This is a genomic window from Butyrivibrio sp., assembly GCF_017433805.1.
GTDB lineage: Bacteria > Bacillota > Clostridia > Lachnospirales > Lachnospiraceae > Butyrivibrio.
The window spans coordinates 23,920-41,101 of the sequence record NZ_JAFRGN010000020.1 but is presented as its reverse complement, the minus strand read 5'-3'; the positions used below and the strand labels follow the sequence as shown (position 1 = coordinate 41,101).

Here is a 17,182-nt window from a genome sequence, read left to right as displayed (position 1 = left end):
TGAAAATCTAATCATAACTTAACTGCTCCTGAGCGCTTCTAGTATCTCCTCGTCTGAATAAGGCTTAGTGACAAATGCTACAGCACCAGCTCTGATCGCATCAGCCTTATTATAATCCTGTCCTGCCGCTGAAATGATCACAACCTTGGCATCAGGATCGTGCTCTTTGATTGCCTTGAGAGCATCAATTCCATTCATCTCAGGCATAGTAATGTCCATCGCAACCACATCAGGCCTGAGCTTAATATATAAGTCCAGTCCCTCTTTGCCATTTATAGCCTCTGCTGCAACCTCGAATCCGGAATGTTCCAGCAGATGTCTGATCATCTTGCGTGAAACTCTCGAATCGTCTACTATTAGCACGCTCTTCATGCGAGAACCTCCCAAACCACAACGTGTTTGACATGTCCGATACATCAAATATTTATAATATTATATGACATTTTGAAGCAACAATTCAACACATCAAAACGTCCTGATATCCCTATTTGCTTGATGGATCATAGCTTTTAATAAAACTGTGAACTCCATTAACTGATTCATATACCCTGATCTCACAGTTTTTAGGTCTTGGTCTCCAGATATAGCCTCTCTCCACGTCCTCCAGATAGCCCCTTATTACACGGATTATACCGCCATGGCAGGTCACAAGAACGTTCTCGTAGTCTTTAGCTTCAAGTTCGGTAAAAAAGCTTCTGACTCTCTCTATCATATGATCTGTAGTCTCTGCAGTCCTGGGAGCCGGAAACAGCTCAGGTATAGCCCAGTACAAACTCATCGGAAGACCAGTTGCAATATACTGTCTCTGCTCATATTTGCCAAAATCCGCCTCGATAATACGCTCATCCAAAATGATATCAGAGCGGTCAACATCTCCTATGATCTGGGCAGTCTCTACAGCCCTGCTCAAAGGACTTGAATAAATCGCATCAAATTTCACATTTCCTATAAGCTCTCTGGCAGTCCTCGCCTGAGCCTTTCCTCTGTCATTAAGAGGAATATCTGATCTGCCCTGCATGCGCTTCTGAGCATTGAGATCAGTCTGTCCATGTCTTGTAACCCATATCTTCATAAATTACTATTCCTTATTATCTACGGGCCTTCTTGCTGTAATCAGGCCTCATATTCTTAAGTTCCTCATAGAGAACCTTGTAGTTGTCATATCTGACCTTGGCGATCTTGCCCTCTGCTATGGCATTCTTGACTCCGCAGTCAGGCTCTGCGATATGTGAGCATCCGCCAAATCTGCATTCCGGTTCATACTCCTCAAATTCAGGATAGAACTGGCACAGATTCTCAGGAGTAACATCCCTCATCTCAAGAGATGTAAAGCCTGGAGTATCTATTACATAAGTGTCACAGGTCGCAGCACTGCCTGACTCTGCATCACTAGCAGATAGCTCTTCCACGAAAAAGAGTTCCGAATGTCTTGTAGTATTCTTGCCTCGCTCAATCTTACGGCTAAGCTCTCCAGTCTGCATCTGAGCGTTAGGAACCAGTTTATTTAAAAGAGATGACTTACCAACTCCACTTGGTCCAGCCAGAGTGGTTGTCTTACCCTTAAGCATCTCTTTAAGCTCGTCAAGTCCTCGCTCCTCACGAACACTTATAAAAAGTACCTTATAGCCACACTTCTCATATGCATCGTATAGTTCCTGCTGCTCTTCCTTAGTAGCAATATCTTGCTTGTTAAAGCAGATGATAACAGGAAGGTTCTGCTGACGCATCATGATAAGGAATCTGTCCAGCAGGTTATAGCTTGGATTAGGCTTAACTATTGCAAACAAAATAACCGCCTGGTCCACATTGGCAACAGGCGGTCTAAGTAGCTGATTCTTTCTGGGAAAGATGTCTGTGATATTTCCCAGTTTCTTTTCCTCGTTGATGATATCAATCTCAACATCATCTCCCACCAGCGGTTTCAAATTAGATTTGCGGAAAATGCCCTTTGCCTTACATTCGTATACCTTTTCTTCAAAGGTCTCAACGTAGTAAAAACCGGCAATTCCCTTAAGAATTCTTCCCTTCAAAGGCTTAATTCTCCTGTGTGAAAGTTACTGCTCTGGTAACTGTTATCTCTTTGGTCTCACCACCAGTAGTCTCTCCAGTCTCTGGATTGGTAGTTGTAGGTGATGTTGCTGTATAAACAAATGTCAGAGTTCCTGTAGGAGATGTGATTCCCTTGGAATTCATCTGAATAGGAAAATCTGAAGTAGTTGTATTAAGAAGTGTTGTTCCATCTGAAGTAACAAGTGTTACATGAACTGAAAGGCCACCAGTATAGTTCTCTCCCTCAGTAGGAGCAGAAATATCTGATACATAGCTGTAAGTAACAGTTGCAGGACCTGTAGACAACTCCATATTGATGGTTGTGCCCTCAGATACTGATGTTCCATAAGCAATGCTCTGTGCACAGATAAGTCCTGTAAGATTAGGATCTTCGTTGCTGGTCTCAACAACTGATCCAGCTGTAAGTCCAGCCTCTACCAGCATGATAACAGCTTCTTCAGAAGTCTTGCCTATAACATTAGGAACAGTAACCTGTCCGTCAGCCTTGGCTGTAGTAACTGCAGTTGTAGCACTACTGGATGAAGCAAATGCTCCTGTACTGACAAATACACTAACGGTGGATCCGCTCTGTGCTCTGTTGCCTGCTGCTGGATTAGTATAAGAAACCACATCCTTGGCAAGAGAACTTGATGAGTCCTCACCCTTTTCAACCTTGAAGCCCTTCTCATTGAGAGTAGCAACAGCCTCTGCGTAAGACTTGCCTGCAACATCAGGAATAATGATGCCTTCTGCAGTCTCCTCAGGAGCTGAGCTGTCACTTGTAGCTACAACAGATGATGCTGCACTTGAAGCCTCTGTTCCAGCCTCAGATGCACCGAACAGTCCAAGCTTCCTACCTACAAGTAGAAGTCCCATAAAGCCAATAAGAACAGCAAGCACAATTGCCATAGCAATTGTAAGCTTCTCTATTCTGCCAGCTTCTGGCGGGCTCTGCTTGCGGCGTCTATTCTCACGATCTCTGTCATATCCGTAGAAATCGTCATCTTCATCATAATCACGTCTCTTGCGTCTGCGATCTCTGTCACGATCATCATAGCGATCGTCATCTTCATCGTAGTCGCGGAGCTCTTCGTCCTTGAGACGCATCTTCTCTGTATCTGAGAATCTGCCATTACCATTTTTAACTGAAGATACTTCCTCTTCAGAAGCTACTCTTGTAGCGCCCTCTTCATCAGGGTTAGACAGAGATACAAAATCCTTGTCAGGTGTTATCAGTGAACGCTTGAGATCAGCAATGAGCTCTGCTGCATTCTGATATCTCCTGTCAGGGCTCTTCTGACAGCACTTGAGAACAATCTTCTCAACGCTGATCGGAATCTCATCGTTATAGTCTGCAGGAGTTGGTAAATCCTCCTGAATGTGTTTGATAGCAATTGCTACAGTTGTGTCTCCGTTAAATGGAACACGTCCTGTCAGCATCTCAAATAAAGTAATACCCAAAGAATAAATATCACTCTTGGCATCACTGTAGCCGCCTCTTGCCTGCTCAGGTGATGTGTAGTGAACTGATCCCATAACATTGGAAGTTATAGTGTTGCTGGTAGCAGCCTTGGCGATACCAAAGTCTGTAACCTTAACCTTACCTTCCTTGGAGATCATAATATTCTGAGGCTTGATATCTCTATGAATAATATTGTTGTTATGAGCAGCCTCAAGACCCATAGCTACCTGAATAGCTATACTAACAGCCTCTTTTACTGAGAGTCTGGATTTCTTTTCAATGTACTTTTTGAGGGTAATGCCGTCAACAAGCTCCATTACGATGTAGTTGACACCATCCTCATCACCAACGTCATAAACATTAACTATATTTGGATGCATAAGCCCTGCTGTAGACTGGGCCTCAACGCGGAACTTGGAAACGAAATTCTCGTTCTCTGAAAACTCCTGCTTGAGTACCTTAACAGCTACAAGTCGGTTAAGCTTATGATCTTTTGCTTTATAAACATCGGACATTCCGCCAGTGCCTATCTTCTCCAGCACTTCATAGCGGTCGCCGATCACCATTCCTATCTTAATCATTTAGTCCTCCGTCATGTGCCGCTTCATCAGCAAACGGCTCTATAAGGATAACAGCAATATTATCCTTACCCCCATTGTTATTAGCCGCAACTACCAGCTTCTGGGCCTTCTCGATAATATCTCTTTGGCCACTTACTATCATGCGAATTTCTTCGTCCTCTAACATATTCGTAAGTCCGTCAGAGCACATGAGAACTATATCCCCTCTGTTCAATTCCACATTAAAAAAGTCAACGTCCACGGTTTCATCAGCACCGATGGCCCTTGTAATAATATTCTTGTCGAGAGAATGTCTGGCTGTCTCTCTATCGATACCGCCCATTCTGACCATTTCCTCAACAAGAGAGTGATCTCTTGTAATCTGGGTAATCTTGTCGCCGCCTATAACATAGAGTCTTGAATCCCCAACATTGGCGACCTGTAAATATCTTCCTAGAACTGTACAGGCTACAACTGTAGTACCCATACCGAAAAGCTTGGGATCTTCAGAAGCCTTAACACGAAGCTTGGTATTAGCTGTCTTGATAGCCTTCTCCAGAATCTTGATAGGACTCTGTTCAAAAGACTTCTCAATTTCCTCTACCATAGTATCTACCGTATACCTTGAAGCATAGTCCCCAGCGTTATGTCCGCCCATGCCATCAGCTACGATAAACACATTGGAAAGATTACCTATCTTCCTGTCAGAAGAAAACACATAATCCTGATTCAGTTTTCGCTTTTTTCCAATGTCCGTAACGGAAAAAGTTTTTAACAAAAAAGCTCCCTCCAACCCTGTCTGTCGTTTTCAATCAACACAAAATAAGCAGAAATACTAATTTTCCTCTAAATGTCGTCTGCGAAGCTGCCCACAGGCTCCATCAATATCCCTGCCCATTTCTCTTCTAATAGTAACATTTATTCGGCTTTTTTCAAGTTTATTTTTGAAAGCCTGAGCACCAGCGCGGTCTGTAGGTTTGAAATCCCTCTCCTTGATAGGATTGACCGGTATTAGGTTAACTACGCAATTAAATCCCGATAATAATTCAGTGAGCTCTCTGGCATCCTCGTCTGTGTCATTGACACCTGAAACCAAAGAATACTCAAAGGTAAGCTGTCTGCCTGTCTTGTCAAAATAGGTCTTGCAGGCATCAAGCACCTCATGGATCTCATATTTATTGGCTATAGGCATAAGCTCTTTACGCTTATCGTTATTGGAAGCGTGAAGTGAAAGTGCCAGGTTAATTGAAAGGTCTTCCTCTGCAAGTCGCAGGATATTAGGCACGATTCCACAGGTAGAAACTGTAAGGTTTCTCTGGCCCATGTTAAGACCATTTTCATTAGTCAAAAGATCTATGAATCTAAGGAGGTTGTCGTAGTTATCAAGCGGCTCGCCACTTCCCATTACAACTACTCTACCAACCTTCTCACCAGTAATTCTGGATATAGAATAGATCTGATCAAGCATCTCTGATGGCAAAAGATTTCTCACAACGCCATTTATTGTCGAAGCACAGAACTTACATCCCATTCTGCAGCCAACCTGAGATGAGATGCAGACGCTTACTCCGAACTTGTACTTCATAAATACGCTCTCGATCATGTTGCCATCTGAAAGCGCGAACAGAAACTTCTTGGTATCATCGAGCTTGGATTCCTGTACCATTTCGCTTCGAAGTGATACAAAATCGAAGTTCTCTCTGCATTTTTCTTTAAGCGACTTGGGAATATTGGTCATTTCATCATAGTCCCTTGCCATCTTCACATGCATCCACTCGTAGAGCTGCTTGGCTCTAAAGGCTGGCTCACCCAGTTCCTTGATAGCTGCAGTCAGCTCGTCAAGTGTCAGAGACTTGATGTCAGTTTTCCCATTTATACCCTGTATATAACTCATAAAATCTTAAATCCTCTTTAGCTTGGCAATAAAGAATCCATCTGTTCCATATTCGCCTGGTATAAGCTGTATATATCCCTTAGAAGAGCTCTTACGAAGTGCCTCCGGAAGCTTATCCGTGAAATCCTCCAGCTTAAACGGAAGCTCGTTACAGATTCTCTTGACCATATCCTCATTCTCCGCCTTATTGACGGTGCAGGTTGAATAAACCAGTGTTCCGCCAACCTTGACGTAATCCCAGCAGGACTTGATGATCTCCCACTGGAGCTTCTCAAGTTCCTCAAGGCCCTTGGGCTTAACATTGTGCTTGATATCGTTCTTACGGCCCAGAATACCAAGTCCTGAACATGGAAGGTCCAAAAGAAGCACATCTGCCTGGCTCTTGAGATCCTCATCATGAATCTTGGCATCGTTGACCTTGACGCTGATATTGGAAAGTCCTAGTCTGTCTGCATTTTCCTCTATAAGCTGACATTTCCTATCTGAAACATCTCTTGAATAGACTCTTCCATCCGGATAAACTCTCTCAGCAGCATGCATACTCTTACCGCCAGGAGCTGCGCACACATCCACCACAACCTGCTTGTTCTGTGGATCTGCAACCTCTACAACCAGCATTGAGCTCACATCCTGGACAGCAAACTCGCCCTCTTTAAAGCCTGGCAGGTACTTGATATTATCTGTCTTTTCAAGCTCAAGAGCATATGGCAGAAGATCATTTACCTTAACTGAAGCACCTGCTTCCTCAAGGCTCTTTTGAAGTTCCTCTACTGATCTACTCTGGCTAAGGCCATGAGTTACTCTGATGGTAGTTGGTCTAGGAGTAAGGAAGAAGCTCAGCATCTTCTCAGTCTTGTCAAAGCCATATTCTGCTGTCCACATCTCGCAGAGCCATTCTGGCATTGAGTAAACCACAGATAAATACTTAATTCCCCCGTCCTCTTTAGGATCAGGATATTTGATCTGATCCTTGTTACGTGAAATATTGCGAAGAACGCCATTTACAAAGCCCTTGAGCCCGGAGAACTTGTGCTTGGCAGCAAGCTTGACTGCTTCATTGCAGGCTGCACTGTCAGGAACAGAATCCATAAACATGATCTGATAAGCGCTCATTCTCATAAGGCTTCTGATAAATGGCTGCATCTGCGCTACAGGAGTCTTGGCAAAAGAGTCAATGATGTAATCTATCTGTATATTTCTCTCAAGACAGCCTTCTGTGACTCTTTTGATAAAAGACTTATCTCTGGTATCGAGATAATCGTATTTCTCCAGTGTGTCCTTTAAAAGGGATGGCTTTCTATTGCCATCCCTGTCGTATTCTATAAGTATATTTAAAATTATTTCTCTTACATTAACCATAAATCTTATCCATCTGACACCATGATAAGATGCAAGTAAATATCCTCACGGTATCATTTACTCCCCTAATTTTGCTCCTACTAGAAGCTTGTATCCCATAAGAAAATCTTTAACTGGCATTCTCTTCTTGCCCTCTAACTGTACTTCGAATATCTGAAGATATCCATCGCCAGTCAGAACAACAAAAGAATCCTTAAGTACTGCTACAACTGCCCCAGCGTTGCCATTTGTTATGGCTTCTGCTCTAAGGCTGTCAAAGCCATCATTAAGTTCCTTGGCCATCTGTCTGAATTCCAGTTCCATAAGAGCCTTGGCTCTCCAGATCTTGAAACTCTTCTTGTTAAGTGATGTATAAGCACTTGGCCAGGGATTGAGGCCCCTAACAAGGTTTCTGATATCTTCGGCATTATCCCCCCAGTTGATTCTGCCCATATCCTTGCTAAGCTTGCCACATTTGGTAGCCTTATCCTCATCCTGCGGAATCGGAGTGATCTCGCCTCTCTCAATCTTGGGAAGTGTCTCAACAATGAGCTCTGCTCCCAGCGCTGAGAGTTTATCAAAAAGGCCGCCACCTGTCTCATCATCTGCTATAGGGATAGTCCTCTGAGTGAGGATATCACCTGTATCCATGCCGGCTGCCATCTGCATAATGGTCACTCCAGTCTCTTTTTTACCATCTATGATAGACTGCTGGATTGGAGCTGCTCCTCTGTACTCAGGAAGGAGTGAAGCATGGATATTCACGCATCCAAACCTAGGAATATCAAGGATTTCCTGTGAAAGGATCTGTCCAAATGCAGCTACCACATAGATATCTGCGTCATATTTACGAAGCTCAGCCACATTCTCAGGAAGCTTGATCCTGACAGGCTGAAAAACAGGAATGTTATGCTCTAGTGCGCACTCTTTGACATCTGAAATCTGAAGTTCACCACTTCTGCCCTTGGGCTTATCTGGCTGTGTTACAACCAGCACCACTTCATGTCCTGCCTCAATTATCTTCTCAAGGGCTGCCCTGGCAAAATCAGGTGTTCCCATAAAGATTATCTTCATATATTACTCTTCTTCCTCTTCCTGCTGCGCTATCAGCTCTTCATTATCTACAAGCTCACCCTCTACCTTCTCAACATACATTGTTCCGTTGAGGTGATCATTCTCATGAAGAATAGCTCTTGCAAGAAGCTCCTCGCCCTCGATAATGAACTCGTTACCCTCGAGGTCGAAGGCCTTAGCCTTAACATAATTAGGTCTTGTTACTACTCCGGACTTGCCAGGAACAGAAAGACATCCTTCATAGCCTGTCTGCTCTCCGCTTGTCTCAAGAATCTCAGGGTTGATGAATACCATAGGATCCTCGCCAGTAACATCAATAACAAAAATTCTCTTAAGAATCCCTACCTGTGGAGCTGCAAGACCAACACCGTTAGCCTCGTACATAGTCTCAAACATATCTTCCACAAGTTCCTTTATTCTAGGTGTGATTTCTTTGACTTCTTTGCAGTTCTTGACAAGAACATCATCACCGATCTCTCTTATAGTTCTAAGTGCCATTTCTTTCTCCTTGTACTAAACATTCTTATTCAAGTATACCATATGTTGTGTACCTGTGCTTCGTCACTATTTCACAGATAACTAGAAGCCGTTAACGGGATCAAAGTCAAATTGCACTGAAATTTTCTTAAGCTTACCCATTTCTTCCAGTTGATGTATATATTTTTCCAACATATCTTTATACGCTATAAGGCCGTCGTAATCATCCATCTTGACATAGACAGCCATTCTATAGACGTCGTTGATCTTGCCGATTGCTGCAGCTGCAGGGCCTATAAAAATAGCCCCCTCTCTCTTATTCTGTTCCATAATAGCGCGAAGTCTTGTAGCAAACTGCATTCCAAGCTCTTCATCGTAACTAAGTATCTGAACAGACATCATATGGGATATAGGCGGATATCGAAGAAGATCTCTATAGGCGATCTCCTCCTCATAAAATGCCTCATAGTCCTGTCTCGATGCAGTCTGTATGCTGTAGTGCTCTGGCTCATAGCTCTGAATAACTACGTTTCCAGGCTTCTCTCCTCTACCAGCTCTTCCTGCCGCCTGTGTAAGGAGCTGGAAGGTTCTCTCACTTGCTCTGTAGTCACTTGCGTAAAGAGACATATCAGCAGCCAGAATTCCCACAAGAGTAACATCCGGGAAGTCATGGCCCTTAACTATCATCTGTGTTCCCACAAGAACATCTGCCTCTTTGGCAGCAAATGAAGACAATATCTTGTCGTAGCTACCTTTAGTCCTCGTGGTATCTGCATCCATTCGAAGTGTTCTGGCATTTGGCCAGAATTTCTTGACCTCATCCTCTATCTGCTGGGTTCCGGCGCGGAATGAAGACACATACTTGGAGCCACACTTAGGACATATCTTTTTAAGGGGCTCTTCATAGCCGCAGTAGTGGCACACAAGTCTTCCACCCCTGTGCTCAGAAAGAGAGACATCGCAGTGCGGACACTTAAAAACATGGCCACAGGATCTGCAGGACACGAAACCAGCCAAACCTCTTCTGTTAATAAAGAGCATAGCCTGCTCGCCCTTAGATAATCTGTCCTCCATAAGCTCCTGAAGTCTTCTGGAAAAGATTGATCTGTTACCGCTTCTAAGCTCTTCTCTAAGGTCAGCGATCTCAACCTGAGGAAGTGTTCCACCAGTCAGTCTCCTCTTAAGTTCAAAGAGATGATATTGCCCAGTAAGAGCTCTATAGTAGGATTCAAGTGAAGGAGTAGCTGAGCCTAGTACAACACTCGCTCCATCAGGAACCAGTTTAGCCAGCTCTATAGCTGTTTCCCTTGCATGATATTTAGGCATGGACTCACTCTTATATGTGGATTCATGCTCCTCGTCGATTATTATTATTCCTGTATTTGGAAATGGTGTGAAAAGAGCTGATCTTGGGCCAATGATAATATCTATATCACCAGTCCTTGCTCTCTCCATCTGATCATACTTTTCTCCAGGTGAAAGAGATGAGTTCATGACAGAAACCCTGTCTCCAAAATGCCTGTAGAATCGCATGAGAGTCTGATATGTAAGGGCAATCTCAGGGATAAGAACTATCGCCTGTTTGCCTCTTTTGATGACTTCATCTATGAGTGCTATGTAAACCTCAGTCTTGCCACTTCCGGTAATTCCGTGGATCAGATAAGTATCTCTTACCCCGGCATCGTAGTCAGTTATGAAACTGTCTACAATATTCTGCTGTTCCTGGCTCAGAACCTTGGCGCCATATCTGGAAGAATCACCTGCCACCGGCTTTCTGTAGTACTCTTCCTCTTCAATCCTGATGACACCCTTATCTGCAAGACTCTTGATCGTAGCCGCTGAAACATGGAGCTTCTGAGTTATAAGCTCGTAAGGGATTCTGTCATCCGGAGTAATAAGAAGCTCAGCAAGAATCCTCTCTCTGGCCTTCTGATTCTTTTTACCTGCACACTCATAATAATACTCTGTAGCTTCCCTTACGCTCATTCGCAGGGAAACAAACTTATGCTTCTGAATGTTCTGCTTCTTGGTTGCAGGCAGAACAGTTTTGAGAGCCGATATCATGGTTGAGCCATAATATCTTTTCATCCAGGCGGCAAGCTTAATAGAGATATCCTCAGCTCCCAGCTTATCATCAGGAACTGAAGCTATCTCTTTGATTTTGTCTGGATCCCAGTTTGGTTCGTCAGTTACTTCCAGCACATAGCCCTTTCTGATGGTATCGCCTTTTCCAAAAGGCACCTCCACAGGGCAGCCCACTTCGACTTTGTCCTTAAGTCTATCCGGTATTCTGTACTGGAATAACCTGTCTACTTTTTCATGGGATATGTCAATTATTATGTTGGCATACTCGCATGATGTCATATAAGTTTATTATCTCTCCTCAAGAATCTCCTGAATGATCACGCGCTCATCCATAGGATATTTAACGCCTTTGATCTCCTGGTAGTCCTCGTGTCCTTTGCCGGCCAGAACGATGATATCGCCCTGCTCACCGTGCTCAATTGCATATTTGATGGCTTCTTTTCTGTCTGTGATCTTGATATACTTACCATCAGTTTTCTTCATGCCTGTCTCGATATCATTCATGATATCCTCAGGTTCTTCAAATCTTGGGTTATCAGAAGTGATGATAGTAAAGTCTGAATACTTACCACTTACTTCACCCATCTCAAAACGGCGAAGCTTACTTCTGTTACCGCCACATCCAAATACACTGATAAGTCTGTTTGGATGATAATCTCTAAGTGTTGTGAGAAGACTCTTAAGAGCCATAGCATTGTGAGCATAGTCAATCATCAGAGTAAAGTCGTCTGACACCTTAACCATCTCGATTCTGCCCTTAACCTTGGCTTCCTTAAGTGCAGGAGCAATCTCCTCTGGTGTGCAGCCAAGCTCCTGAGCAACAGCTATAGCGCAAAGTGCATTGTATACACTGAACTTACCAGGTGTTCTGATCTCGGCATGCATATTGATAAGGCCTTCTGTGTCGAAGAATACACCAAGCTCACCTGGCTTGCGGATATATGCAAGGTTGATAGCTCTAAGGTCGAGTCCCTCACTAAATCCATATGTGTATGCCTTACATGTATGTCCTTCGAGAATATCGTCTGTGTGGATATCGTCTCCGTTACAGATACCGATCTTGCACTGCTTAAAGAGAAGTCCCTTGCAATGCATGTAATCCTCGAAATCCTTGTGTTCATTAGGTCCGATGTGATCTGGCTCAATGTTTGTGAAGATACCAATATCAAAAACAAAGCCCTGAGTTCTATGAAGCATAAGTCCCTGTGAAGAAACCTCCATAACAACACTATCACAGCCTGCTTCTACCATTTTAGCCATATATTCCTGAAGTGTGAAGGACTCAGGTGTTGTATTCTCAGCATGAATATGCTCATCACCAATTATAACTTCGATTGTTCCAATAAGACCAACCTTGTGACCGGCGTTCTGGAGCATGTTTCTGATAAGATATGTAGTTGTTGTCTTACCCTTAGTTCCAGTAATACCGATAGTCTTAAGCTTTCTGGCTGGATGATCAAAGTATGCTGCAGAAATAAATGCCATAGCATATCTTGTATTCTCTACTCTGATAACAGCCATCTTGCAATCATCCGGGAGTTCAACATCATGCTCAACTACAATTGCAGCTGCATTTTTCTGAGCTGCTTCCATTGCACATGAATGTCCATCAAAATTAGCACCCTTAATGCATATGAAAAGAGATCCTTCTGAAATCTTTCTGTTGTCGTTAACTACATCTTTGATTTCTATTCTGTCTGTATCCAGTATTTCTGCGGAATTACCTGCTGTCACCCTGCATTCAAGCTCTTCTAATAATTTGGAAAGTACCATTTTTCCACCTCCGTTTAATCTATTAGTTAACTTAAAAAATAATTAATTTAAGCTAACAATTAACTAATTTTGATTAATTCTAATTTTTAGAATTTTTTCACAATTTATTCACATTTTTTTGTTAACATAATAATCAAGAAGTGAGTAACAACTTTACTCACTATCTCCCCCTCATAAGAAACCGCAGACACACGCCGACGCGTGTGTTTTTGTGGTTTTATGGGGTTCTTTTTTTACATGAAATCACTCATGACAAATTGAAGGCTCTGTCGTCCCTGGAAGCTGTTAATATCCGGATAATACGCAATATTTACCTTCATTGAACCATCAGTTTTCCCACTGTAGAGATCATCAATAGCGTCCTGTCCATACTTCTCAGACAGGTAATCATGCCATTTCTCCATATCTCCGAAATACATCATATCATAAATCTGACCACTCTCATCTGAGATACGATATTTACCACAGTTCCTGTTTTTACCAAGAATACGACCTGATAATAAAGCCACATCTCTCTGAGCAAAAATAGGCTTGGTGTTACCATTGCCAAAAGGTTCAAGGCACTCGAATTCGCGAACAAGGTTCATGTCAGCATATTTGAGTGGCATAACCATATCTATATGAAGTGTAGGTTCAAAATCACCCTCTGAAAGACTGCAGTTCTCGTTGAGTCTGCTCCTGAGAATATCAATGTTCTCTTCTGAAAGTGACAAGCCAGCTGCCATCTTGTGTCCACCAAACTTGGTGAATAATTCCTTACAGCCAGAGAGTTCTTCATACATATCGTATTTCTCAATAGATCTGCCTGATCCCTTAACGCCGCCATCAGCAGCCTTGGTCAGAACTATTGTAGGTCTGTAGTATTTCTCCTTGACCTTACCAGCTATAATTCCGGCAATTGATTCATGAACATCAGGAAGATAGATGACGAGAACCTTAGGAAGGTCGTTGTCATTACCCTTTTTCTGCTCTTCAACCATCTCTATAGCTGTATCTACGCCAAGCTTGGTCATATCCTTACGGTTATCATTGAGTTGCTTGAGAATAGCTGCTATCATAGCTGCCTTGTTCTCATCCTCTTCAAAAAAGAGTGCAAGGGCACGTGTAGCAAGATCAAGTCTTCCTGTCGCATTAAGACATGGTCCAATAACGAAACCATAGTGGTAACAGGATATCTTGCCCTCATCAAGGCCATTCTGATGAATAAGTGCACGAAGTCCTGCATTTTCAGTCTTATCAATAAGCTTAAGAGATTCCTTGACTATAACCCTGTTCTCATCCTTGAGTTCCATTACATCACATACTGTCGCAAGACCTGCATAGATGAGCATCTCTGTAAAGTAATTGCCAAGTTTGTCTCCGCTTTCCTCAAAAAGTTCTGCGAGGACCTGCATAAACTTATAAGCAACTACAGCTCCGCAGATTTCCTTGAAAGGATAGCTACCATCTGCTCTCTTAGGATCAATGACTGCATCCGCTGGTGGAAGAATTTCTCTTCTGCCCGCCAAATTATCATCTGATGAATCTGCATCGCTATCAGTTTCTTCAAAAGGAATCTCATGATGATCTGTAACTACTACAGTCATTCCCTTCTCTTTGGCATGAGCAATCTGTTCACTTGCTGCAATCCCATTGTCACATGTAATGATAGTATCTATTCCAGCCTCAAGTGCTTCATCAACAAGCTTGATGCTAAGTCCATATCCATCCTTGACTCTGTCTGGAAGCACGTAGTCAACATCAGCTCCCAAAAGAGAAAGTCCATGCGCAAGAATATAAGAAGAACATATACCATCAACGTCATAGTCACCGATAACTCTGATCCTGGCGCCAGCCTTGATCCTGTCACGCATAACTGCAGCGCCTTTATCCATATCCGCCATCCCATGTGGATCATGAAGCATTGAAAGATCACCATAAAGGTATCTTCTAACTGCCTCATCCGAGCAGTCCTGTTCTTCTGTCTCTCTGCTATTAATAAGTCTATTAGCTATAAGTCTTGCTGTAATATTTCTGATGCCAAATTCCTGGGCAAGTCTGTCGAAATCAGCTTTCTTATTAGCTACCATCCATTTTGCCATAAATAACCTCGATCATATATATTAAAAAATGCGTAGTAGTTTGCAAAACTATGCAGAAACTAAACAGAGCCGACTTCCGAATGGAAGTCGGCTCTGTTAATATTTTATGTTAAGCTGCCTGCTTTGTAAACAGTGTCTTAAACTTAGTCTTGAGGTCGTACCACATAGGTGATGCAACGAAGATTGATGAGTAAGTACCACAGATTACACCAACCATAAGAGGAAGCGCGAAGGCTTTGATATCAGCAACACCGAATGCGTAAAGTGCGCATACTGTGAAGAATGTTGTAGCTGATGTGAACAAGCTTCGTGTAACTGTCTGAGCAACACTACCATTAACGAGCTCAGCATATTCCTTCTTGCTAGTTACATTTGCAAGGTTTTCTCTGATACGGTCAAATGTGACGATTGTATCGTTGATTGAGTAACCGATGATTGTAAGTACAACTGCGATGAATGTGTTACCTACTGCGTATCTTGTGAATGCATAAGATACGATTACAATAAGTGCATCATGTGCAAGAGCGATAATAGCTGCAGCGCCGAACTTGATATCCTTGAATCTGATCCAGATGTAGATAAGCATACATACAAGTGATACAAGAAGAGCTACAATAGCGTCTGCTCTCATCTCGCTACTGATAACTGAGCTGATTGTCTCTGCTGCAATGTTATCAGCTGATACTTCATAAGTGTTAACAAGTACATCCTCAACTGCCTCTCTCTGCTGAACGTTAAGAGTAGGTGTCTTAAAGATAACCTGAGTTGTTCCTGAAACTGTCTGAATCTGAATCTGGTTGATTCCAGCTGCTTTCTTGATATCCTCAGCAACTGTCTTCTCAAGATCAGCAAGCTCCTTAGTTTCGCTAAATGTAACTGTTGTAGATGTTCCACCTACGAAATCAAGGCTGTAGTTGAATGCTCCCTTGCCCTGTCCTGCGTTAACACCCATTGCTACGAAACCAGCAATGATGATAGCACATGAAACTCCGTAGAATATCTTTCTCTTACCAACGAAATCAAATTTAACAGGTGCCTTAGCCTTACCATAGAGAACTGGGCTCTGAAGGCCGATGCCATAAAGGAGTGATGTAATTGTTCTAGTAATAACAAGAGCAGTGAACATTGAAAGGACAATACCAAACATAAGTGTTATAGCAAATCCCTTGATTGAACCTGTTCCTAAAATGTAGAGCCAAAAAGCAACGATGAATGTTGTTACGTTACCATCAATGATTGATGAAAGAGCCTTGTTATATCCGGCCTTTCTAGCCTCGTTAACATCCTTACCGCCTGCAATCTCTTCCTTGATACGAGAGAATACAAGAACGTTAGCATCAACTGCCATACCGATTGAAAGAATGATACCTGCAATACCAGGAAGTGTAAGTGTCTGCTCAAATGCTGAGAGCATGAATACCATAAGTGTTGTGTAGAATGCAAGTGCAAGTGTTGCAGAGAAACCAAGTATTCTGAAGAATACGATCATGAATACTGCAATAAGTGCAAATCCTACAGCTGCTGCATAAAGAGATGTTCTGATAGCATCTGAACCAAGCTGAGCGCCTACTACGTTAGAACGAAGTTCGTTAAGCTGAAGCTTAAGTCCACCGATTCTGATCATAGAAGCAAGACTAGCTGCATTCTCATAATCTGACATTCCTGTGATAACAGCCTTACCATCTGTAATAGCTGCCTGAACTGTAGGAACGCTGATGAACTGACCATCATAGTAGATACCGATGCTCTCGCCATTAGCATAAGCCTTTGTTGTAGCCTCTGCAAAAGCAGCTGCTCCAGCCTCTGTAAAGTCAAGAGATACTACAGGTTCATTTCCGCCATATGAATCCTGCTGATATACAGCCTGTGCTGTCTCAACGTCTGAACCAGAAAGAACGATTGAACCATCTGCCTCAAGTTCTTCAATTGTCTTGTTCAGTTCATATGTATAGAAAAGACCATATGTTGAATCAAGCTTGTACTCATAGTTTGGATTACCCTCAGAGTCTGTCTGAGCAATAAAGTACAAGTTACCTGGCTGACCAAGCTCTTCAAGAATAGCGTTGGCATCTGATACACCAGGAATCTCGATGTTGATTCTGTTGGAACCTTCCTGATATACAAGTGACTCTGTGCTGTACTGATCTACACGCTGCTGAAGCTTGTAAATTGTATCTGACATATCCTCTTTATCAGGGTTTTCTTCCCCAACTACTTCATAAGTGATGCTGACACCACCCGCAAGATCAAGTCCTAAAGGAATACTGGACAGAGATCCTGACTTGTCTGGACCAAGTCCTACAACTGCTGAGTATCCAAGTCCCCCAAGGAGAGCCAGCATAAGGATCAGTCCGATCACTGATTTTAAGCGTTTCATACTAAAAATCCT

At 42.8% G+C, this 17,182-nt stretch carries 13 protein-coding genes; all 13 read right to left on the bottom strand.

Annotated elements, in window-relative coordinates; translation table 11 throughout:
• Nucleotides 1-18: 18 nt before the first annotated feature.
• Nucleotides 19-372 carry a response regulator gene (locus IJI01_RS06160; protein WP_292187406.1) on the bottom strand — a complete coding sequence of 118 codons (354 nt, stop codon included), beginning with the start codon at nucleotides 370-372 and terminating at the stop codon, nucleotides 19-21.
• Between the two features lie 112 nt (nucleotides 373-484).
• The gene (locus tag IJI01_RS06155; protein ID WP_292187404.1) at nucleotides 485-1,072 is read right to left on the bottom strand and encodes a histidine phosphatase family protein; all 588 of its coding nucleotides are present in this window, start codon (nucleotides 1,070-1,072) and stop codon (nucleotides 485-487) included.
• Nucleotides 1,073-1,088: 16 nt separating this feature from the next.
• On the bottom strand, nucleotides 1,089-2,030 hold the full coding sequence (gene rsgA / locus IJI01_RS06150; protein ID WP_292187401.1) for a ribosome small subunit-dependent GTPase A: 942 nt from the start codon (nucleotides 2,028-2,030) through the stop codon (nucleotides 1,089-1,091).
• Between the two features lie 4 nt (nucleotides 2,031-2,034).
• Entirely contained in the window at nucleotides 2,035-4,092 is a 2,058-nt protein-coding gene (gene pknB / locus IJI01_RS06145) for a Stk1 family PASTA domain-containing Ser/Thr kinase (protein WP_292187397.1), read from the bottom strand.
• The gene (locus IJI01_RS06140; protein WP_292187395.1) at nucleotides 4,085-4,849 is read right to left on the bottom strand and encodes a Stp1/IreP family PP2C-type Ser/Thr phosphatase; all 765 of its coding nucleotides are present in this window, start codon (nucleotides 4,847-4,849) and stop codon (nucleotides 4,085-4,087) included. The genes pknB and IJI01_RS06140 overlap by 8 nt, the downstream gene beginning before the upstream one ends.
• A 57-nt stretch (nucleotides 4,850-4,906) precedes the next feature.
• On the bottom strand, nucleotides 4,907-5,965 hold the full coding sequence (rlmN, locus tag IJI01_RS06135; RefSeq protein WP_292187392.1) for a 23S rRNA (adenine(2503)-C(2))-methyltransferase RlmN: 1,059 nt from the start codon (nucleotides 5,963-5,965) through the stop codon (nucleotides 4,907-4,909).
• A gap of 6 nt (nucleotides 5,966-5,971) precedes the next feature.
• Nucleotides 5,972-7,324 carry a 16S rRNA (cytosine(967)-C(5))-methyltransferase RsmB gene (rsmB, locus tag IJI01_RS06130; RefSeq protein WP_292187389.1) on the bottom strand — a complete coding sequence of 451 codons (1,353 nt, stop codon included), beginning with the start codon at nucleotides 7,322-7,324 and terminating at the stop codon, nucleotides 5,972-5,974.
• A gap of 57 nt (nucleotides 7,325-7,381) precedes the next feature.
• Nucleotides 7,382-8,377: a methionyl-tRNA formyltransferase gene (fmt, locus tag IJI01_RS06125; RefSeq protein WP_292187387.1), complete on the bottom strand. Its 996-nt coding sequence runs from the start codon at nucleotides 8,375-8,377 to the stop codon at nucleotides 7,382-7,384.
• 3 nt (nucleotides 8,378-8,380) lie between these two features.
• A complete protein-coding gene (def, locus tag IJI01_RS06120; protein ID WP_292187384.1) occupies nucleotides 8,381-8,875 on the bottom strand; it encodes a peptide deformylase in 495 nt (164 codons plus the stop codon).
• 81 nt (nucleotides 8,876-8,956) lie between these two features.
• Nucleotides 8,957-11,218 (bottom strand): replication restart helicase PriA, encoded by a 2,262-nt coding sequence (priA, locus tag IJI01_RS06115; RefSeq protein ID WP_292187381.1) that lies wholly within the window; start codon nucleotides 11,216-11,218, stop codon nucleotides 8,957-8,959.
• A gap of 9 nt (nucleotides 11,219-11,227) precedes the next feature.
• Nucleotides 11,228-12,712: a UDP-N-acetylmuramoyl-L-alanyl-D-glutamate--2,6-diaminopimelate ligase gene (locus tag IJI01_RS06110; protein WP_292187379.1), complete on the bottom strand. Its 1,485-nt coding sequence runs from the start codon at nucleotides 12,710-12,712 to the stop codon at nucleotides 11,228-11,230.
• 233 nt (nucleotides 12,713-12,945) lie between these two features.
• Nucleotides 12,946-14,793 carry a single-stranded-DNA-specific exonuclease RecJ gene (locus IJI01_RS06105; protein WP_292187376.1) on the bottom strand — a complete coding sequence of 616 codons (1,848 nt, stop codon included), beginning with the start codon at nucleotides 14,791-14,793 and terminating at the stop codon, nucleotides 12,946-12,948.
• A 109-nt stretch (nucleotides 14,794-14,902) separates the two neighbouring features.
• Nucleotides 14,903-17,170: a protein translocase subunit SecD gene (secD, locus tag IJI01_RS06100; RefSeq protein ID WP_292187373.1), complete on the bottom strand. Its 2,268-nt coding sequence runs from the start codon at nucleotides 17,168-17,170 to the stop codon at nucleotides 14,903-14,905.
• Nucleotides 17,171-17,182: the final 12 nt, after the last annotated feature.

Bases quoted from the DNA above. Each gene is read 5' to 3' on its own strand.
- IJI01_RS06160 (WP_292187406.1), bottom strand. From the start codon at position 372: ATGAAGAGCGTGCTAATAGTAGACGATTCGAGAGTTTCACGCAAGATG.
- IJI01_RS06155 (WP_292187404.1), bottom strand. From the start codon at position 1,072: ATGAAGATATGGGTTACAAGACATGGACAGACTGATCTCAATGCTCAG.
- pknB (WP_292187397.1), bottom strand. From the start codon at position 4,092: ATGATTAAGATAGGAATGGTGATCGGCGACCGCTATGAAGTGCTGGAG.
- rlmN (WP_292187392.1), bottom strand. From the start codon at position 5,965: ATGAGTTATATACAGGGTATAAATGGGAAAACTGACATCAAGTCTCTG.
- rsmB (WP_292187389.1), bottom strand. From the start codon at position 7,324: ATGGTTAATGTAAGAGAAATAATTTTAAATATACTTATAGAATACGAC.
- fmt (WP_292187387.1), bottom strand. From the start codon at position 8,377: ATGAAGATAATCTTTATGGGAACACCTGATTTTGCCAGGGCAGCCCTT.
- def (WP_292187384.1), bottom strand. From the start codon at position 8,875: ATGGCACTTAGAACTATAAGAGAGATCGGTGATGATGTTCTTGTCAAG.
- priA (WP_292187381.1), bottom strand. From the start codon at position 11,218: ATGACATCATGCGAGTATGCCAACATAATAATTGACATATCCCATGAA.
- IJI01_RS06110 (WP_292187379.1), bottom strand. From the start codon at position 12,712: ATGGTACTTTCCAAATTATTAGAAGAGCTTGAATGCAGGGTGACAGCA.
- IJI01_RS06105 (WP_292187376.1), bottom strand. From the start codon at position 14,793: ATGGCAAAATGGATGGTAGCTAATAAGAAAGCTGATTTCGACAGACTT.
- secD (WP_292187373.1), bottom strand. From the start codon at position 17,170: ATGAAACGCTTAAAATCAGTGATCGGACTGATCCTTATGCTGGCTCTC.